Below are 18,377 nucleotides of genomic sequence, written 5' to 3'. Positions count from 1 at the left end.
GTCATCGTGCCATGCCCCGCCGACACTCCCGGCCCCGTCGCGGCGGCCGGTGCGCGGGGCGGCGCACCGGCGACGCGCCGGTCCAACGCTTCGCCCCGGCGGGCCCGCGATGCCTACCCTGGGCCGCACGGCGGACGTGACCACCGCCGGTGGGCCGCGCCCCGGCCGGCCCCGCGCGGACTGCGGTCGTCCGTGCCCGGTGCAAGACTCGGAACGAGAGGAACAACCCCGGCAGTACCGACGAGCAGGACCACCCGGACCGACTGAGGAGTGCGCCATGATCAGCCCCACCTTCCTTGACGGAGCGCCCAGCTGGGTCGATCTCGGCACGCCCGACCTCGAAGGGGCCACCGCCTTCTACGGCGAGCTGTTCGGCTGGGACCTGATCCCCGGCGGCCCCGAGGTCGGCGGGTACGGCATGCTCACTCTGAACGGCCGGTACGTCGGCGGGGTGATGACGGTGTCCGAGGAGGAGTCGCCGAGTGCCTGGTCGGTCTCCTTCCAGTCACCCGACGTCGACGCCACCGCCGAGGCGATCACGAAGGCGGGCGGAAGCGCCGCGTTCGAGACGATGGACGTCCTCGACTACGGCCGCATGGGCGGCTTCACGGACCCGGCCGGAGCGTATTTCGGTGTCTGGCAGCCGAAGGAGCACCAAGGCTTCGGCGTCGTCCAGGAGCCTGGCTCGTTCCTCTGGGCCGAGCTGTACACCACCGACGTCCCGGCGGCGGCCGCGTTCTTCGGAAGCGTCCTCGGCTGGCGGACCGACGAGCTGAAGGTGGAGGGCACCGACTACACCTACACCACGGTCCACCCGGCCGGCGCCGGCCCGGAGGCGTCGTTCGGCGGCCTGGTCCGGATGGGCGACGTCCCGTCCGAGGCCGCCCGCGGCCCCCACTGGCTGCCGTATTTCGACGTGGCCGACGTCGACGCCACGGTGGCCGGGGCGAAGCGGCTCGGCGGCACGGAGACCCTGGCCGCCATGGAGGTGCCCGGCGTCGGCAAGATGGCCAACATCGCCGATCCGTACGGGGCGGTCTTCGCGGTCATGAGGCCCGAGCCGAGGCAGTAGCGGCGGGACCGGCGAGGCGGATTGATGAATCGTTGATCAGTTGTTTATCGCCACCGGGCACCGTGGTCCCCATGCTGATCAACACCGTGACCGACGACGCGCTCGCCTGGCAGGAGACCGCGCTGTGCGCGCAGGCCGGACCCGAGTTCTTCTTCCCGGCCCCGGGCAGTTCGACCCGCGAGGCCAAGCAACTGTGCAACGCCTGCGAAGGGCGTCTGGCCTGCCTGGAGTACGCACTCGCCAACGACGAGCGGTTCGGCGTCTGGGGCGGGCTGTCCGAAAAGGAGCGCGAGCGGCTGCGCAGAGAAGGACGCGACCGGGGCTGAACGCCCCCGGCCGCACCCACGCACCGTAAACCCCTGGGGTGTTCGGGCCAGGCCCGGCACAATCGGGTCCATGACCGACGCCCCGCCGCTCGTCCTCGCCGCCGCCCTCCTCGACGCGCTCGAACCGCTGCCCCATGCGCAGCGCGTCAGCGAACTGGCGGTGCGGGCCGGCCGGCTGGCCGCCGAGGGTTCGCTGCGCGCCGTCCTCGACGAACTGGAGGACGGCGACCCGTACGAGCGCCGGATCGCGGCGCTGGCCGCTTCGGTCGGCCGGGACGCCGAGTGGATCGCCGCGCACCTCGCCGACGAGGACGCCGTCGTGCGCGGGCATGCCCTGCGCGCCGCGCGGGTGCTCGGGGTGCCGGACACGGCGTACGAGACGGCCCTCGCCGACGCGCCCGGCGCCGTACGCCGACAACTGGTGCGGGCGATCGTCGCCGACCGCCGCACCGCGCTCGCCGACCGCCTGGTCACCGTCCTGCGCGACACCTGGGGCGACCTCGAGGCGGCCCGTCTGCTGCCCGGCTGCTCGGCCGCCACGGTCAGGACGCTGCTGCCGGAGCTGCGGCGCTCGGCGGACTGCTGGCCCTCGCTCGGCCACCACCACCCCGGACCGGTCCTGGACTCCGCGGAGGAGGAACTGACCGGACTCCCCGTGGCGGGACGGGACGCCTGGTGGCAGGGGCCCGGCCACCCCCGGGGCGTCGCCGTCGCGGCGGTGGCCCTCCCGCACCGGGTGCTCGACCTCCTCGAACACCTCGGCCCCACCCGGCTGCCGGTCGTCCTGCACCGCCGCCTGGGACGACTCGTCGCCGCCGACCCCGCCCGGGTCGCCCGGCTCGCCATCAGGCCCGATGTCAGCGCGCACGTGCACCACGCACTCAGCGGAACCGGACTGCGCCGCCTCGTCCGCGCCCTGCCCGACCCCCTCCTCGTCGAACTGGGCCGCAGCGCACCGGACCCCGACGGGCTGCTGCCCCGGCTCCTGCGCGCCCTGCCGCCCGGCCGTCGCACCGCGCTCCACGAAGCGGTCACCGAGGACAGGGGCGAGGGTGCGGCGGGGAGCACCGTCGACACCCGGCTGCTGGACGCGCTGCCCCGCAGCGGGGTGGTGGCCGTCGCCCGGCGGACGGCGGAGCGGGCCCGGGCGCGCGGAGACATCGCCGCCGTCCTCGCCGCCACGTCCTACCTCCCCTTCGACGAGGCACGCGAACCGCTCCTGGCGGCCACCCGGGGCCCGGCCCCCGACGACCGCGCCACGGCCTGGTCGCTGCTCGTCGGCAGCGCGGGCCGCTCCGGCGACCCGGCCCGCGTCGCCACCGTGCTGGAGGACCTGCTGCGCCTGCGCAACGAACAGGATCCCGTCCGCTCCGCGGCCCTCACCGCCCTGAACGATGTGGAGCCCGCCCTCTTCACCGACGCGGTGGAACCGCTGCTCGACCGCATCGCCGCCGACGCCGTGGAGGCCCGCGACTCCTCCGCCGCCACCCGTTCCGCCCTCGGCTCCCTGGCCGTCGGTGTGCTGCGCGAGCACGCGGCGACCGGGCAGCGCGACCTGCTCAACTGGGCGCTGCGCACCCTGGTCCGGATCACCGGCAGCAGCGGCAGCGCCGACCTGGGCCGCCTGGACCGGTCGCTGCGCCGGGGCCAGGAGCACACGGTGTTCGACGCGCTGCGGCCCTGGCTGGAAGCGGGCGCGGAACGCTCCGACTACGGCCTCGTCCTGGCCCTGGCCCGCGCCGTGGGCCGTCGCGCCGACGCCATGCCCGGTCTCCAGGACCTGCTGTGGCAGGCCGTGAACTACGGCGAGCCCTCGGCCGCCCGGAGCGCCGCCGCCCTCTGGCTCCGGGTCCCGGCCGGCCGGGACGAGCGGGTGGAGCGGCTGCTCGCCCGGCACCCCTCCGCCGTCGCGCTCCCGGAGGTCCGGCGCGTCGTGACCGGCCGCCGGACGGACCTGCTGGAGGCGTACCTCGACGGGACGCCGCCCCGGGGCCGGTTCCTCGCGCCCGGCGCACCCTGGACCGTCGACGTCACCGGATCCGAACGCTGGACGCCCCGTCAGCAGCGGGCCGCACTGCGCGCGGTGGAGCGCACGGCGGCGGACGAGAAGCTGCCGCTGTACCTGCGCACCGCCGCCCTGGCGCAGCTCGCCCGGATACCCGGGCGGGGCGCCGACGCCGTACGCGCCTGGACCGACGACGGGGACGTGGTGATCGCCGAGGCAGCCCTCGCCGCCCTCGCGTACACCGACCGGCCAGCCGAGGTGCTGCCCGAACTGCTCGCGCACGCGGGCGACGACCGGGCGCGCGTCGCTGTGTACGCGGCGGGCCGGGCCGCCGCCCGCACCCGGCCCTCCCTGCTGGCCCCGCTGCTCGCCGCCCGTACGGCTCCGGGCACCGGCAAGGTGACGAGCCGCAAGGAGATGGTCCGGCTCGCCGCCGGTCTGCTGCCGCGCGCGGAGGCGGCCGGCCTCCTCGCCGACGCGTACGCACAGCCCGGCCAGCACCTCGACGTACGGGCCGCCTGTGTGGACGCAGGTACGCCGCTGCTCGGCGACGTACGCATGTGGGAGGTGACCGAGGACGCGGCGGGCGGCGAACGGGCGCTGCGGGTGGCGGTGTTGCGGGCGCACCCGACGGAGCTGGACCCGGCCCTGCGACCGCGCTACGCCCGGCTGATCCAGGACGTGGGCCGTACCGACGACGACACGCTGGCCGCCCTCGCCCACACCGCGCTGGTCCCCTGGCTGCCCTGGGCCCCGCACGCGGCGGCGGTCCTGGTCGACGCGGTCACCGATCTGGACCGGCGGGGGAGGTGGCGCTCGGCCGCCGAGGCCCTCGTGGACGCCGCCCGGACCACCCCGGAGGCGGTCGGGGCCCTGAACCGCGCCCTGTCCCTGCTGGCCACCGGTGAGACGGCGGACGACGCGGGGGCGGAGCGGGACCGGCCCGCCCGCCGGCGGCTCGGCCATCTGGCCAGGACGCTGTCGCTGCGGGCCGGTCCGAACAACAGGCCCGCCTCGGTGGTGCTCGCCGAGGCGGGCCGGACCCTGGCCGCCCACCGCGACCATCTGCCGGACGCCGTCGCCCTGCTCGCGCGCTCCGTGGAGCTGGCGGCGGACCCGGACACGGTGCACACCGGGCTGGTCGAGCTCGCCGCCCTGCACACCGGCCGTCCGGCACTCGCCGCCAGGACCGCGCAGACCGTCGGCAGGCGGCTGGTCGGATTCCCGGGGTCGCAGGCCGGCGACCCGGAAACGCTGCTGCTCGTCGTCGCACGGCTGGCGGCGACGGGGGACCCGGCCGAGGGTCTGCTCGCCGCCGAACTGACCGTGGCGTGCGGCCTGCGCACCGGGTGGACCGGGCCGTGGCGCACCCAGCTGCGGATGCTCCGCCAGCACTCCTCGGACGATGTACGCGACGTGGCGTACGCCCAGGCCACCGCCGAGGAGTGAGGGCGGGAGGAGCTGGATCAGGCGCGGCCGCGCGCCACCAGCCGGGCCTTGCGGGCGGCGAGCTTCTCGTCGAACTTCGACGCCTCGCTGTCCAGCCCGCCCATGTACAGACCGAGCTCCTCCTGCGCCTTCATGCCCTCCGGGCCGAGCCCGTCGATGTCCATGACCTTCAGGTAGCGCAGCACGGGCTGGATCACGTCGTCGTGGTGGATGCGCATGTTGTAGATCTCGCCGATAGCCATCTGCGCGGCGGCCCGCTCGAAGCCGGGCATGCCGTGTCCGGGCATCCGGAAGTTGACGACGACGTCGCGCACGGCCTGCATGGTCAGGTCCGGGGCCAGCTCGAAGGCGGCGCCCAGGAGGTTGCGGTAGAAGACCATGTGGAGGTTCTCGTCGGTCGCGATCCGGGCCAGCATCCGGTCACAGACCGGGTCGCCGGACTGGTGACCCGTGTTGCGGTGCGAGACGCGGGTGGCCAGCTCCTGGAAGGCGACGTACGCGACGGAGTGCAGCATCGAGTGCCGGTTGTCCGACTCGAAGCCCTCCGCCATGTGCGCCATGCGGAACTGCTCCAGCTTGTCCGGGTCCACGGCGCGCGAGGTGAGCAGGTAGTCGCGCATGACGATGCCGTGGCGGCCCTCCTCGGCGGTCCAGCGGTGCACCCAGGTGCCCCACGCGCCGTCGCGGCCGAAGAGGGAGGCGATCTCGTGGTGGTAGCTGGGGAGGTTGTCCTCGGTCAGCAGGTTCACCACGAGGGCGATCTTGCCGATGTCGGTGACCTTGGACTGGTCCGCCGCCCACGCCTCGCCGTCGTCGAAGATGCCGGGGAAGTTGCGCCCGTCGGAGAACGGAACGTACTCGTGCGGCATCCAGTCCTTGGCGACCTTGAGATGGCGGTTGAGTTCCTTCTCCACCACCTCTTCCAGCGCGTACAGCAGTTGGGCGTCGGTCCACGCCTTCGAACTGCCGAGGTGGGGAGAGGTGATCGTCACGGGGAGCTCCTGGGGACGGGAGAATTACCTACGGCTTCGTAGGTTACGTGACCGTAGGTTAAAGCGACGTTAAGGCCAAAGCCAAGCCCGCTCCCGCCAGTGATCGGCTACACAGGGTCATGTGTGCAGGTGGGCTGTTGTGCGGGGACCCCCTGGGGGCCCTTCCGGAGCCCCGTTCCGCTACCCAGGAATCAGTGATTCCACCCCTGGATCCCGGCGCAGATACCGCCCGGTGACGGACGTCGGATGCGCGAGCAGACCGGCGGGCGTCCCCGCGAAGACCAGCTCCCCGCCGCCCTTGCCGCCGTCCGGACCGAGTTCGATCACCCAGTCCGCCCGCTTGACCACATCCAGGTTGTGCTCCACGCAGATCACCGTGTTCCCCGCGTCGACCAGCCGGTCCAGCAGATCCACCAGCGCGCCCGTGTCCGCCAGGTGCAGTCCGGTCGTCGGCTCGTCCAGCACGTACACGCTGGAAGTGCGGTGCAACTGGGTCGCGAGCTTGATCCGCTGCCGCTCGCCGCCCGACAGCGAGGAGAGCGGCTGCCCCAGCGTGAGGTAGGTGAGCCCGACCGCGTCGAGGGTGCGCAGCTTCCGCAGCAGCACCGGATCCTCGAACAGTCCGGCCGCCCGCGCCGCCGTCATGTCCAGGACGTCCACGATCGACCGGCCCCCGACCCGGTGCTTCAGCACGTCGTCGTGGAAGCGGCGGCCCTCGCACTCCGGGCAGGTCGTGGTGACCGGATCCATGAACGCCAGATCCGTCGAGATCTCCCCGCGCCCCGAGCAACCCGCGCAGGCCCCGGCGGAGTTGAAGCTGAACAACCCCGCGTCCACCCCGTTCTCCCGGGCGAACACCTTGCGGATGGCGTCCAGTGCGCCGATGTACGAGGCGGGGGTGGAGCGCGACGAGGCCGTGATCGCGCTCTGGTCGATCACCACCGCCTCCGGGTACGCCGCGGTGAACACCCGTGACACCAGGGTCGACTTCCCGGAACCCGCCACCCCCGTCACCGCGGTCAGCACCCCGGCGGGGAACGACACGTCCAGACCCTTGAGGTTGTGCAGATCCGCCCCGTACACAGGGAGTTGGCCGGTGGGGGAGCGGACGGTCCCCTTGAGCGGGGTGCGGCGGCGCAGCGACCGGCCGGTGAGCGTATCCGCCTCGCGCAGCCGCTCGAAGGGCCCCTCGAAGACGACGTGACCGCCGTCGGCCCCGGCCCGCGGCCCCATGTCGACGACATGGTCGGCGACGGCCATCACATCCGGATCGTGCTCGACGACCAGCACGGTGTTGCCCTTGTCGCGCAGCCGCACCAGCAGATCGCCCAGCCGTCCGACGTCGCGCGGATGCAGGCCGACGCTGGGCTCGTCGAAGACGAACGTCAGCCCGGTGAGCGAACTGCCCAGATGCCGCACCATCTTGAGCCGCTGGCCCTCGCCTCCCGACAGGGTCGTGGTCTCCCGGTCCAGGCTCAGATACCCGAGCCCGATGCCGGCCAGCCGCTCCAGCCGTTCCCGGGCCGCGGCGGCGATGGGGGCGCCCACCGGATCGTCGATCCGCTCCAGTACGCCGACGAGTTCGGCGACCTCCATCCGCGCGTAGTCGGCGGGCGAGAGCCCGTCGATCCGGGTGGCGAGCGCCGCCGCGTTCAGCCGTGCCCCGCCGCAGGCCCCGCACACCCGCTCCACGGTGAACCGGGCGGCCGCCTCGCGCCGCTTCTCCGACAGCGCGGCGGTGTCGCGCTTGAGGTACAGCCGCTCGAAGCGGGTCACGACCCCTTCGAACCGCATGTCGGCCGAGCCGGTCCGCATGTCGATACGGACGGTGAAACCCGAGCCGTACAGCAGGAGTTGGCGCTCCTCCTCGCCGAACTCGGCCAGCGGCAGATCATTGTCGAAGCGCCCCGAACCCCCGTACAGATTCCACTCCCAGCTGCCCACCGACAGACCGGGCAGCAGCAGGGCCCCCTCGTTCAGCGACTTCGACCGGTCGATCGCCCGGTCGAGATCCAGCTGGACCGTCCGCCCCACCCCGTCGCACTCCGGGCACATCCCGGCGGGGTCGTTGAACGAATACGCGGTCGCCCCGCCCGCGCTGGGGCTCCCGCACCGGGAGAACAGCACCCGGATCACCGACCAGATGTCGGTCGCCGTACCCACCGTGGAGCGGACGTTGCCGCCCAGCGGCTTCTGGTCGATCACGATGGCCACCGACAGGTCCTCGACGGACTCGACGTGCGGCCGCTCGTACTTCGGCAGCCGGTTGCGGAGGAAGGAGGTGAAGGTCTCGTTCAGCTGCCGCTGCGACTCCACGGCGATCGTGTCGAAGACGACCGACGACTTGCCCGAACCGGACACACCGGTGAAGACGGTGATCCGGCCCTTGGGGATGCGGAGGGAGACGTCGCGCAGATTGTTCTCGCGCGCGCCGGTGATGACGATGTCGCGGTGCGCGGAGCCGGGGGTGTGCGGCTGCGCGTCGCGCTGGGGGAAGCGATCCATGCGGGCGACGCTAGGCGGGATACCCGACAGCTTCTGTCGCCTTTTCCGGGCGATTCGACGGTCACCCGCCCGCGGCCGCGCCGAGGAGGCGCGCCCGGGACCGCGTCCAGACGACGCCCGGTTCGAAGGACTCGGCTCTCCAGGTGGTCGAGGTCAGCCGCCCCCTGCCGCGGTAGGTCCGCATGATCTCCATGTGCGGCGGCCAGGCGACGAAGCCACGCAGGGCGTCGTGATCGCACCAGACCGCCACGGCTCCGCAGCGCCGGCCGGTGCGCTCCGCCCACAGCCACATCCCGTGCGCCCCCTCCAGCTCCTGCCAGCCGGCGGACAGGCGGCGGGCCGCCCGGTATATCCCGGGCAGGTCCACACGTCTGCGGGGTACGAAGTCGGTGATGCTCACCAGGACCGGGCCGGGCAGGCCGTCCAGCTGCCCGGCCGTCCAGGAGGACCTCAGGATTTTAGTAGGCATGCACAGATGATCTGCTTGCACTTATCACTTGTCAATGATTGGATTCGGCACCGTGAACGCTGCCGCCGAAGACGAGCCCCGCCCCGACCTCGCCGCGATGATCGTCCCCCTCGGGCGGGCGCTGATGGCCGACGAGCAACCCGTCCTGGACGCGCATGGGCTGAGCATGTGGGGATACGTGGTGCTGTCGGCCCTCGGCGAGACCCCCGTGCGCACCCAGGCCGCACTGGCGGCGGCCATCAACGCCGACAAGACCCGCATCATCACCGTGCTGGACGACCTGGAGTCGCGCGACCTGCTCGTGCGCAGGCCCGACCCGAAGGACCGCCGGGCCCGGTTGCTCTCCCTCACGCCCGAAGGCCGCCGGCTCCGGGACTCCGTGAGGGACGAGATCCAGCGGCGCGAGGAGTCCTGGCTGGGACGGCTGGCGGACGCCGACCGGGAGAGCTTCCTGCGGAGCCTGCGCACGCTCTCCGACGCGGCCCGCCGGAGCCCGGAACCGTGACCACCGCGCGGACTCAGCGCCCCTCGCGCACCGCCTCCGCCGTCGTGTCCCGCAACCCGCCGTCGAGCGCGAGCCAGCGGGTGATCCCGATCGACTCCAGGAACGGCACATCGTGGCTCGCCACGATCAGCGCCCCCTCGTACGCCTCCAGCGCCTCGGTCAGCCGCCGTACGCTCGCCAGATCGAGGCTGTTCGTCGGCTCGTCGAGCAGCAGCAGCCGGGGCGCCGGATCGGCCAGCAACAGCATCGCCAGCGTCGCCCGGAACCGCTCCCCGCCCGACAGGGTCCCCGCCGGGCGGTCCGCCGCGGCCCCCTTGAACAGGAAGCGGGCCAGCCGCGCCCGGACGGCGTTGTCCGTGCTGCCGGGGGCCGACCGGGCCACGTTCCGCGCCACCGACGACGCGTCGTCCAGCAGATCCAGCCGCTGCGGCAGGAACCCCGTCGGGACCAAGGGGCTCGCCTCGCCCGAGAGGGGAGCCAGCTGCCCCGCGATCGTCCGGAGCAGCGCCGTCTTTCCGGCCCCGTTGCGCCCGGTCAGCGCGATCCGCTCGGGACCCCGCACCATCAACTCGCCCCGCAGCGGCGGCCCGTAGGGCGGCACCGGATCGCGCAGCAGCAGCACCTCGCCGCCCGGGTGGACCCGGGTCCCCGGCAGCTCGACCCGGATCTCCTCGTCCTCCCGCACCGCCAGCTCCGCCTCGTCCAGCCGCTCCCTCGCCGCGGCCAGCCGCTCCGTGTGCAGGATGCGGTGCTTGCCGGCCGACTCCTGCGCGGAGCGCTTGCGCTGCCCCATCACGACCTTGGGTTCACGCTTGGTGTCCCACATCTTCTGCCCGTAGCGTTTGCGCCGGGCCAACTTCATGTGGGCGTCGGACAGTTCGCGCTTCTGCCGCTGAACGTCCGACTCGGCGGCCCGCACCATGCGCTGCGCCGCCTCCTGCTCGACGGCGAGCGCCTCCTCGTACGCCGACAGATTCCCGCCGTACCAGGTGACCGAACCCTCGCGCAGATCCGCGATCCGGTCCACCCGCTCCAGCAGCTCCCGGTCGTGGCTGACGACGAGGAGCGCCCCCGTCCAGGCGTCGACCGCGTCGTACAGCCGCCGACGGGCGTACGCGTCCAGGTTGTTCGTCGGCTCGTCCAGCAGCAGCACCCCGGGCCGGTCCAGCAGCAGCGCGGCCAGCCGCAGCAGGACGCACTCGCCGCCGGACATCTCCCCGATGGTGCGGTCGAGCCCGATGTGCCCGAGGCCGAGCCCGTCCAGGGTGGCGAGAGACCGTTCCTCGACGTCCCAGTCGTCGCCGATCACCGCGAAGTGCTCGGGCCGGACGTCGCCCGACTCGACCGCGTCGAGCGCCGCGCGCCGGTCCGCGACGCCGAGCACCTCGTCGACCCGCAGCGCGGTGTCCAGGACGAGGGTCTGCGGCAGATACCCCAGGTCGCCCCGGACCTTGATCACGCCGTCCTGCGGGGCGAGTTCACCGGCGAGCAGCCGCAACAGGGTCGACTTGCCACAGCCGTTGAGGCCGATCAGACCGGTGCGGCCGGGGCCCACGGCCAGATCGAAGCCGGAGAAGACCTCGCTGCCGTCGGGCCAGGAGAAGGCGAGGGAGGTACAGCTGATGTGGGTGTCGGAAGCAGACATACGGATCTCCCGTGGACGTCGGGGAACGACTGAGGACGGCTGAGAAAACCGAGATCGCACACGGGCGCTCCGGCCACGGCAAGGCGCGGCGGGCGCTGCACGGTGTGCACAGGACCTCAGATCAGCAACGTCCCACTCCGATCGACGACAACAGGAACCACCACGAAGGTAGGGCCGGGGCGCGGGCCCGGCAACCGGATTTACGCCTCGGCCCCGACGGAGGAACCGAGATCAGCAGGGGCCGCCGAGCAGGTCGGTCAGACTCCGGTCCAGGTCCAGATACCGGTGCTCGTCGCCCACCGGAACCAGCTCCTGCGCCCGCTGGAGGAACCGCCGCAGCTCCTCGGTGCGCACATGGACCATGGCGATGCCCTCGGGCGCGTGGAACTCCAGCACGGTCCGCTCGTACCCGAAAGGACGTACGCGCACGTCTCCCTGCCCGGTGGGGGAGTCCACCCCGGTGGACAGCAGCTCGCGGGAGAACTCCCAGGACACCTCGGTGCCCTCCAGGGTCGCCGGGGCCGGGAACGCCATGCGTACGGCGAAGGGATACTGCCGGTCGTAACTCAGAGTGGCGGGCAGGGTCTCCATCCGCGGTGCGGACGCGACCATGCGGGCCTGCACGGACTGCTCGATAACGCTGGACAAGACCTGCTCCCTCTCCCTGCTGGGTGAACGGTTCCCGGCACTGGAGTAGACGACGGAACTCCTCGTTTCGTGCACCGGCTTGCGGCGTGAGCTGCGTCACCGGTTCCGGCCGGTCCCGTCCGGACCTCCACGCACCCCCGCACTCCTGCCCGTTCGGCGGCAACGCACCCTGGACGGGCCGGAACCCGTGGGCTAGCTTCCAGCGCCATGAAGGCCATGGGGAACACGAGACGGCTGATGGCACTGGTGACCGGCGGTGCGGCGCTGGCCGCCGTACTGGTCGCGCCGGGCGCACACGCGGCACCGCCTTCCGGGAGCGCGTCCGGGGGAGCCGAGTCCAGGCAGCCGGCCGGGGACGCGGTCGCCCGCGGGCTCCTGCCCGGCTGGCAGCTCACCGACACCGGCACCGACGCCCGCTTCCGGGGGCTGGCCCCGGTCAGCCGCACCACCGCCTGGGTCGCCGGGTCGAAGGGTACGGTCCTGCGCACCGGCGACGGCGGCCGCACCTGGCGGGACGTGTCACCGCCCGGCGCGGCCGACCTGGAACTGCGGGACATCGAGGCGTTCGACGGCCGCCGGGCCGTCGCCCTGGCCATCGGCGAGGGTGAGGCCTCCCGGGTCCTGCGCACCGAGGACGGCGGAGCGACCTGGACCGAGTCCTTCCGCAACACTGACCCCCGTGCCTTCTTCAACTGCCTGACGTTCTTCGACAGCCGGCACGGTCTCGCGGCGGGCGACCCGGTGGACGGGAAGTTCCGGGTCCTGTCCACGGCGGACGGCGGCCGTTCCTGGCGGGTCCTGCCCGACACGGGGATGCCCGCCGCCCTGCCGGGTGAGGCCGGCTTCGCGGCGAGCGGCCAGTGCCTGGTCAGCTCCGGCGCCAAGGACGTCTGGCTGACCACCGGGGGAGCGTCGACCGCCCGCGTCCTGCACTCCCGGGACCGGGGCCTGACCTGGACGGCGAGCGCGTCGACCCTCCCGGCGGGCGACCCGGCCCGCGGGGTCTTCGCCGTGGCCTTCCGCGACCGTGGGCACGGCATCGCCGTCGGCGGGGACTACCGCCCCGAGGAGGCCTCCCCGAAGGCCGCCGCCGTCACCGGGGACGGCGGTCGGACCTGGCGGCAGTCCACCACCCCGCCGCCCGCCTACCGCTCCGGCGTCAGCTGGCTGCCGTACAGCCGCTCCGCCGCCCTGGCCGTCGGCCCGACGGGCACCGACCTCACCCTGGACGGCGGACGCACCTGGCGAACGGTCGACTCCGGCTCGTACGACACCGTCGACTGCACGCCCGACCTGGGCTGCTGGGCGGCGGGCGAGAAGGGGCGGGTGGCCCGGCTGGGGTTCTAGGAAGCGGCCGACACGTCCCGGGCGCCGTCGAGCACCTCCCGCAGCCGGCGCCCGAACGCGTCCGGCTTCCCCGGATAGCCGAACTCCCCGTCGAGGAAGCCGCCGTGATGGCTCGGGAAGACGGTCGCCCGCTGCCCGAGCAGCGCGGCGGTCGCGTCGGACGTGCGCCCGGTCTGCACGCTCCGGGACTCCTCGCCCACGGCGATCACCACGCGGGTGCCGGCCGCGGCGATGGCGTCGACGTCCGGCCGGTGGTCGCTGATCGCCCACGACCGGTCGGACAGCAGCGGGTCGTCACGTGAACCGTCGTCCTCGGTGGGCATGCCGAACGCGGCGGGATCGGGCGTGGGCCGCGCGAAGTACGCGTCGGTGAACTCGCCCTCCCACGAGGTCATGGCCACGAACGCGGCCATCCCGGCGCCCCACCCCCGCTTCTCGTACGCGTCCCGGACCCCGGCCCGCGCCCGGACGGCCGCCGGGCCGTCCGGGGTGAGCGTGATGAGCGGCGGCTCGTGCGCGACGAGGGTGACCACGTCACCGGGGTGCCGCGCCACGAGGGCGAGCGCGGTGACCGCCCCGCCACTGCTGGCGAACATCTCGACCGGCCCGGCGCCGAGCGCCTTGATGACGGCATGCACGTCATCGGCCTGGGTTTCCGGTGTGTGGTCGGTCCGCCCGTCCTTACGGGTGCTGCGGCCGAGCCCCCGCGGGTCGTAGGTGACAACGGTCCGCTCGGGAAAGCGGGCCGCGAGCGCGACGAACCCGGTGGCGTCCATCGGCTGCCCGATCATGAACAACGGCGGCCGGCCGTCGGCGGTCGGCAGGGGCCCGCGAACGTCGTGGACGAGATCGGCGCCGGCTGTGTCGAGTGTGTAGGTCTCCATACCCGTGCAGACCGGCCCCGCCCGGGAAACTCATCGGCCACGGGCGAACCGAGCGGGGCGGGCCCGCCGCTACGGCAACTGCTGCCGATACGGAGCGAGTTCGGGGGAGGTCTTCGTCGCGATGAACTCGGTGATCCGGTACGCGCACACACCGTGCGCCGCGAAGGGATCGGCCGCCGCGACCTTCTCGATCGCGCCCCGGTCGTCCCCGACGGCCAGGATCACCCCGCCGTCCCGGGGGTTCTTGCGACCCGATGCGATGAAGACGCCGGCCGCGTACTGCTCGTCGAGCCAGGCGATGTGCTCCCGCATGAGCGCGTCGACGCGCTCGACCGGAGCCGTGTAGGTCAATTCGAGTACGAACATGATCGTCAGGCTACGGGATCCCGGCCCGCCGCTCCGAGGTCCCGCGGCGGGCGGCCTCCGGCACACCGCTCCGAGGTCCCGCGGCGGGCGGCCTCCGGCACACCGCGTAACGGGAGAGGTCCCGACACCGCATAAGCTTCCGGACATGACGACCTCCCCCACCCCCGCCCATGAAACCCCTGCTGACGAAGCCGAGGGCCGGGCGATCCAGGACCGGCTGCGCGGCCGGGTGATCCTGGACGAGGCGGGGCCGGAGCCCGGAACCGGGCTGGTCACCGGGGTGGACGTGGCCTACGACGATGTGAAGGACGTCGTCGTGGCGGCGGCCGTGGTGCTGGACGCCGCCACGCTGGAGACGATCGAGGAGGCCACCGCCGTCGGCAAGGTCTCCTTCCCGTACGTTCCCGGGCTTCTGGCGTTCCGGGAGATCCCCACCGTGCTGGAGGCCCTGGAAGAGCTGAGCGCCGACCCCGGTCTCGTCGTCTGCGACGGCTACGGTCTGGCGCACCCGCGCCGCTTCGGACTCGCCAGCCACCTGGGCGTGCTCACCGGGCTGCCGGTGATCGGCGTCGGCAAGAACCCGTTCACGTTCACCTACGAGGCCCCCGGGCCCCGGCGCGGTGACTTCTCCCCGCTGCTCGACGGCGAAGAGATCGTCGGCCGGGCGCTGCGCACCCGGGAGAACACCAGCCCGGTGTTCGTCTCGGTGGGCCACCGCGTCAGCCTCGACAACGCCTGCGCCCACACCCTCCGCCTCTCCGGCCGCTACCGCCAGCCGGAGAGCACCCGCCGCGCGGACGCCCTGTGCCGGCAGACCCTGCGCGAAGCGACCGCCTGACGGAGGCGGCACGGTTCGGGTCGCACCGCTCCGGGCCGGAGGCCCGCCTCGATGAGCGGGGCGGCGCGACGATAGCGTGCGGCGTCATGACGCGCGTGTGGCTGCTGCCGGTCCTGTTGGTGCTCAGCGGCGCGGTCGTCGCGACGGGACCGGCCCTCCGGGGCGAGCCCGTCGAGGCGGCCGTGTTCCTGCTGCTGTTCGTGCTGCTCGCCGGCATGACCTCGCCCCTGATCTTCCCGAGGCCGGTCCCCGCCGCCGAGGCGCGGCGCCGCAGCGCGGCCGACGGCCGCCCGGTCGTCTACTGGCGGCCCGGCTGCACGTACTGCCTGCGGCTCCGCCTCCGGCTGGGCCGCGACGCCTCCCGGCTGCACTGGGTCGACATCTGGCGCGATCCGGCGGGAGCGGCCGTGGTGCGGGCGGCCAACGGCGGCGATGAGACCGTGCCGACCGTCGTCGTGGCGGACCGGCCGCACTCCAACCCGGACCCCGCGTGGGTACGCGAACAGCTTCCGCCTGCCGCCTGAAGGTCCCGGGCGTGGAACAGTCCTGCAACTGAGTACCCGTACGGATGGCGTAAATCTGCCCGGCTGGGCAGGCTGAAACGTATGAACGCATCTCGTACAGCCGTCCGCGCCACGCCCCTCGACCCCGCCCAGCGCCGCGCGGTGCTCGGCGCCGTCCTCGGCGGCGGCGTCGGGCTCGTCTGGCTGGGCGCGATGCTCTACACGCTGGTCGACTGGATCTTCTAGGTCCCGGAACGTGCCGGGCCCCGGGCCCGTCCGTTATCGCACCGCCGCCACCCGGAACCGCAGCCCCGCCGCCGTCAGCCGATCCAGCAGCGCGTCACCCATGGCCACCGCCGTGGTGACCTGCCCGGAGGTCTCCGGCAGCTCGTCCAGGGCCAGGCACACCGCCGACTCGGCGAGGATCTTCGCCGTCTCGCCGTAGCCCGGGTCGCCGCCGGACACCTCGGTGAAGACGCGCCGCCCGCCGCCCTCGCCGACGAAGCGGATGGTGAACCAACTGCGTTCGCGGCGCCCCTCGTCCGGCCCCTGGCCCGGCTCGTAACGCCCCATCAGCCACTCCCGTGCGCCCTCCACCTGTGCGGCGGCCACCAGCGCGCCGATCGCCACCGGTGCGCCGAGGGCCATCGGCAGCGTCTTGACCGAGGCGAAGTGCCGGTAGCGGAAGTCGGGGCCGTAGCGCTCCAGGGCCCGTGCGGAGCGGCCCACGATCGTCGGGTCCACCGTCGGCAGCGGCAGCGCCCAGGTGCCGACGGACCCGCTGAAGTGCGGCGATCCCACCGGGGTGCGGACGCGGCGGCCGACCAGGCGGGGCTCGTGCAGCCGGCGCTCCCGGGCGGCGGCCAGCATCTGCGGCCCCCGGCCCATCGCGGTCAGAGCCGAGGCGAACGTCCCGCCGGAGAACACCCCGTCGGCACGGACGAAGCCGTCCACGGTCAGGGGCACGTCCTCGGGCAGCTGCTGGACGGTGAAGTACGCACCCAGGTCGTGCGGGACGGAGTCGAACCCGCAGGCGTGCACGATGCGCGCCCCCGTCTCGCGGGCCCGCGCGTCGTGTTCCAGGTAGGTCCGGTCGATGAACTCGGCCTCGCCCGTGAGGTCCGCGTAGTCCGTCCCGGCCTCCGCGCAGGCGGCGACGAGCTTCTCGCCGTAACGGATGTACGGGCCCACCGTCGAGGCCACCACCCGGGTGGAGGCGGCCAGTTCGGCCAGCGCCTCCGCGTCTTCCGCGTCGGTCTCCAGTAGCGGCAGCTCCGCGCAGCCCGGGGCGATCGCCGTGAGCCGCTCGCGCAGCGCCGCCAGCTTGGTCCGGCTGCGGCCGGCCAGCGCCCAGCGGAGGCCGGCGGGGGCGTGGGCCGCCAGATATTCGGCCGTGAGCGTCCCCACGAAGCCGGTGGCGCCGAAGAGGACGACGTCCAAGGGGCGTGTCGCGTCGTTCTGCCTGTTCACGAGTACCTCCGGCTGGGAGACGGGTGCCGACGTGGCAGGCAGAGGGTAGCGGAGAGCGCCGTGGCGGCGTGCGGCCGGGCGGGCCGGATGCGAGAGGATCGGATGCGAAGTACTAAGCGCTTGCTCGGCCCGAGGGGTTGTGCGGAGCCGGGCGCGTTCTTAGCATCACAGGTGTTACATCGGTTGTGTCATACCCCTGGGGGCTCACAGATGGCGAATGGCCCAAGGCCCGGGCACGGTCCGCTGACCGGTGTCCGGGTCGTCGAACTGGCGGGCATCGGTCCCGGCCCGTTCGCCGCGATGCTGCTGGCGGACCTCGGGGCCGACGTCGTACGCGTCGACCGACCCGGCGGCGCGGGGCTCGGCATCGATCCCGCGTACGACCTCACCAACCGCAACAAGCGCTCCGTCCTCCTGGACCTCAAGAGCGACGAGGGACCGGCCCGCGTCCTGGACCTCGTCGAACGCGCCGACATCCTGATCGAGGGCTACCGCCCCGGCGTCGCGGAGCGGCTGGGCGTCGGCCCCGAGCCCTGCCTCGCCCGGAACCCGAAGCTGGTCTACGGGCGGATGACCGGCTGGGGCCAGGACGGGCCGCTCGCGGAGCGTGCCGGGCACGACATCGCCTACCTCGCGCTCACCGGCACCCTGTCCATGATCGGCAAGCCCGACGAACCGCCCACGGTCCCCGCCAACCTGGTCGGCGACTACGCGGGCGGCTCGCTCTACCTCGTCGTCGGCGTCCTCGCCGCCCTCCAGCACGCCCGTACCCACGGCGAGGGACAGGTCGTCGACGCCGCGATCGTGGACGGCGCCGCCCATCTCGCCTCGATGATCCACGGCATGCTGGCCGCCGGGAGCTGGCAGGACCGGCGCGGCACGAATCTGCTGGACGGCGGCTGCCCGTTCTACGGCACCTACGCCACGTCCGACGGCGGCCACATGGCGGTCGGCCCGCTGGAGGGGCAGTTCTACGCCGAATTCGCCGGCCTCCTCGGCATCGCGGACGACTTCCCCGACCGCTGGGACCTCGCCCGCTGGGACGAGCTGCGCGCCGCCGTCACCGCGCGGTTCCTGACCCGTACGCGTGCCGAGTGGACCGAGGTCTTCGACGGCACCGACGCCTGCGTGGCCCCCGTCCTCTCGCTCGCCGAAGCGCCGCACCACCCGCACCTCGCCGCCCGCTCCACCTTCGTCGAGCACAGCGGCATCGCCCAGCCCGCCCCCGCCCCGCGCTTCTCGGCCACCCCTGTCTCCGTACGCAGCGGGCCCGCACGGCCCGGCGCCGACACCGCAGCCGTCGCCGCCGACTGGGACGTACCGGGGCTCAGGCCCACCTCTCACGACTAGGAG

Annotated in this window: 17 protein-coding genes; 9 read left to right on the top strand and 8 right to left on the bottom strand. The window is 73.4% G+C overall.

From position 1 onward, the window contains the following. Positions 1 to 277: 277 nt before the first annotated feature. From ACIQPT_RS33550 to ACIQPT_RS33540, 3 genes are all read left to right on the top strand, one after another. On the top strand, positions 278 to 1,072 hold the full coding sequence (locus ACIQPT_RS33550) for a VOC family protein (RefSeq protein ID WP_401161545.1): 795 nt from the start codon (positions 278 to 280) through the stop codon (positions 1,070 to 1,072). A 71-nt stretch (positions 1,073 to 1,143) separates the two neighbouring features. Then, on the top strand, positions 1,144 to 1,398 hold the full coding sequence (locus tag ACIQPT_RS33545; RefSeq protein WP_006128884.1) for a WhiB family transcriptional regulator: 255 nt from the start codon (positions 1,144 to 1,146) through the stop codon (positions 1,396 to 1,398). Between the two features lie 70 nt (positions 1,399 to 1,468). After that, positions 1,469 to 4,852, top strand: coding sequence for a hypothetical protein (locus tag ACIQPT_RS33540; protein WP_401161543.1), 3,384 nt, complete (start codon positions 1,469 to 1,471; stop codon positions 4,850 to 4,852). Between the two features lie 17 nt (positions 4,853 to 4,869). On the opposite strand, the gene ACIQPT_RS33535 is transcribed toward ACIQPT_RS33540, so the two are convergent. The 3 genes from ACIQPT_RS33535 to ACIQPT_RS33525 form a co-directional block, all read right to left on the bottom strand. Further along, positions 4,870 to 5,844 carry an acyl-ACP desaturase gene (locus ACIQPT_RS33535; protein WP_401161541.1) on the bottom strand — a complete coding sequence of 325 codons (975 nt, stop codon included), beginning with the start codon at positions 5,842 to 5,844 and terminating at the stop codon, positions 4,870 to 4,872. Between the two features lie 180 nt (positions 5,845 to 6,024). After that, the gene (locus tag ACIQPT_RS33530) at positions 6,025 to 8,349 is read right to left on the bottom strand and encodes an ATP-binding cassette domain-containing protein (protein WP_401161540.1); all 2,325 of its coding nucleotides are present in this window, start codon (positions 8,347 to 8,349) and stop codon (positions 6,025 to 6,027) included. A gap of 61 nt (positions 8,350 to 8,410) precedes the next feature. Further along, positions 8,411 to 8,818 (bottom strand): hypothetical protein, encoded by a 408-nt coding sequence (locus ACIQPT_RS33525; protein ID WP_401161538.1) that lies wholly within the window; start codon positions 8,816 to 8,818, stop codon positions 8,411 to 8,413. Positions 8,819 to 8,870: 52 nt separating this feature from the next. On the opposite strand from ACIQPT_RS33525, the gene ACIQPT_RS33520 reads away from it, so the two are divergent. Further along, a complete protein-coding gene (locus ACIQPT_RS33520) occupies positions 8,871 to 9,323 on the top strand; it encodes a MarR family winged helix-turn-helix transcriptional regulator (RefSeq protein WP_401161536.1) in 453 nt (150 codons plus the stop codon). Positions 9,324 to 9,336: 13 nt separating this feature from the next. Here ACIQPT_RS33520 and ACIQPT_RS33515 read toward each other — a convergent pair whose 3' ends face one another. After that, entirely contained in the window at positions 9,337 to 10,968 is a 1,632-nt protein-coding gene (locus tag ACIQPT_RS33515; RefSeq protein ID WP_401161535.1) for an ABC-F family ATP-binding cassette domain-containing protein, read from the bottom strand. A 231-nt stretch (positions 10,969 to 11,199) separates the two neighbouring features. After that, positions 11,200 to 11,616, bottom strand: coding sequence for an SsgA family sporulation/cell division regulator (locus ACIQPT_RS33510; protein WP_401161533.1), 417 nt, complete (start codon positions 11,614 to 11,616; stop codon positions 11,200 to 11,202). Positions 11,617 to 11,823: 207 nt separating this feature from the next. Between ACIQPT_RS33510 and ACIQPT_RS33505 the strand changes: the two genes are divergently transcribed. Beyond that, on the top strand, positions 11,824 to 12,963 hold the full coding sequence (locus tag ACIQPT_RS33505; protein WP_401161531.1) for a WD40/YVTN/BNR-like repeat-containing protein: 1,140 nt from the start codon (positions 11,824 to 11,826) through the stop codon (positions 12,961 to 12,963). Here the strand turns inward: ACIQPT_RS33505 and ACIQPT_RS33500 are convergent. After that, on the bottom strand, positions 12,960 to 13,847 hold the full coding sequence (locus ACIQPT_RS33500) for an alpha/beta fold hydrolase (protein ID WP_401161529.1): 888 nt from the start codon (positions 13,845 to 13,847) through the stop codon (positions 12,960 to 12,962). The genes ACIQPT_RS33505 and ACIQPT_RS33500 overlap by 4 nt on opposite strands. Positions 13,848 to 13,916: 69 nt before the next feature. Then, positions 13,917 to 14,213, bottom strand: a complete 297-nt coding sequence (locus ACIQPT_RS33495; protein WP_401161528.1) for a YciI family protein — start codon at positions 14,211 to 14,213, stop codon at positions 13,917 to 13,919. 145 nt (positions 14,214 to 14,358) lie between these two features. On the opposite strand from ACIQPT_RS33495, the gene ACIQPT_RS33490 reads away from it, so the two are divergent. From ACIQPT_RS33490 to mmpA, 3 genes are all read left to right on the top strand, one after another. After that, positions 14,359 to 15,051, top strand: a complete 693-nt coding sequence (locus ACIQPT_RS33490; protein ID WP_401161526.1) for an endonuclease V — start codon at positions 14,359 to 14,361, stop codon at positions 15,049 to 15,051. An 86-nt stretch (positions 15,052 to 15,137) separates the two neighbouring features. Continuing rightward, positions 15,138 to 15,575, top strand: a complete 438-nt coding sequence (locus tag ACIQPT_RS33485; protein WP_401161524.1) for a glutaredoxin domain-containing protein — start codon at positions 15,138 to 15,140, stop codon at positions 15,573 to 15,575. Positions 15,576 to 15,656: 81 nt separating this feature from the next. Continuing rightward, a complete protein-coding gene (mmpA, locus tag ACIQPT_RS33480; protein WP_401161523.1) occupies positions 15,657 to 15,800 on the top strand; it encodes a morphogenic membrane protein MmpA in 144 nt (47 codons plus the stop codon). A 33-nt stretch (positions 15,801 to 15,833) separates the two neighbouring features. Here the strand turns inward: mmpA and ACIQPT_RS33475 are convergent, their stop codons facing one another. After that, the gene (locus ACIQPT_RS33475) at positions 15,834 to 17,024 is read right to left on the bottom strand and encodes a saccharopine dehydrogenase family protein (RefSeq protein WP_401161521.1); all 1,191 of its coding nucleotides are present in this window, start codon (positions 17,022 to 17,024) and stop codon (positions 15,834 to 15,836) included. A gap of 210 nt (positions 17,025 to 17,234) precedes the next feature. Between ACIQPT_RS33475 and ACIQPT_RS33470 the strand changes: the two genes are divergently transcribed. Further along, a complete protein-coding gene (locus tag ACIQPT_RS33470; protein ID WP_401161519.1) occupies positions 17,235 to 18,374 on the top strand; it encodes a CaiB/BaiF CoA transferase family protein in 1,140 nt (379 codons plus the stop codon). Positions 18,375 to 18,377 lie beyond the last annotated feature (3 nt).

The sequence above is a fragment of the Streptomyces sp. NPDC091289 genome (assembly GCF_044757365.1).
Lineage (GTDB): Bacteria > Actinomycetota > Actinomycetes > Streptomycetales > Streptomycetaceae > Streptomyces.
This window is presented reverse-complemented; position numbering and strand designations above follow the sequence as displayed.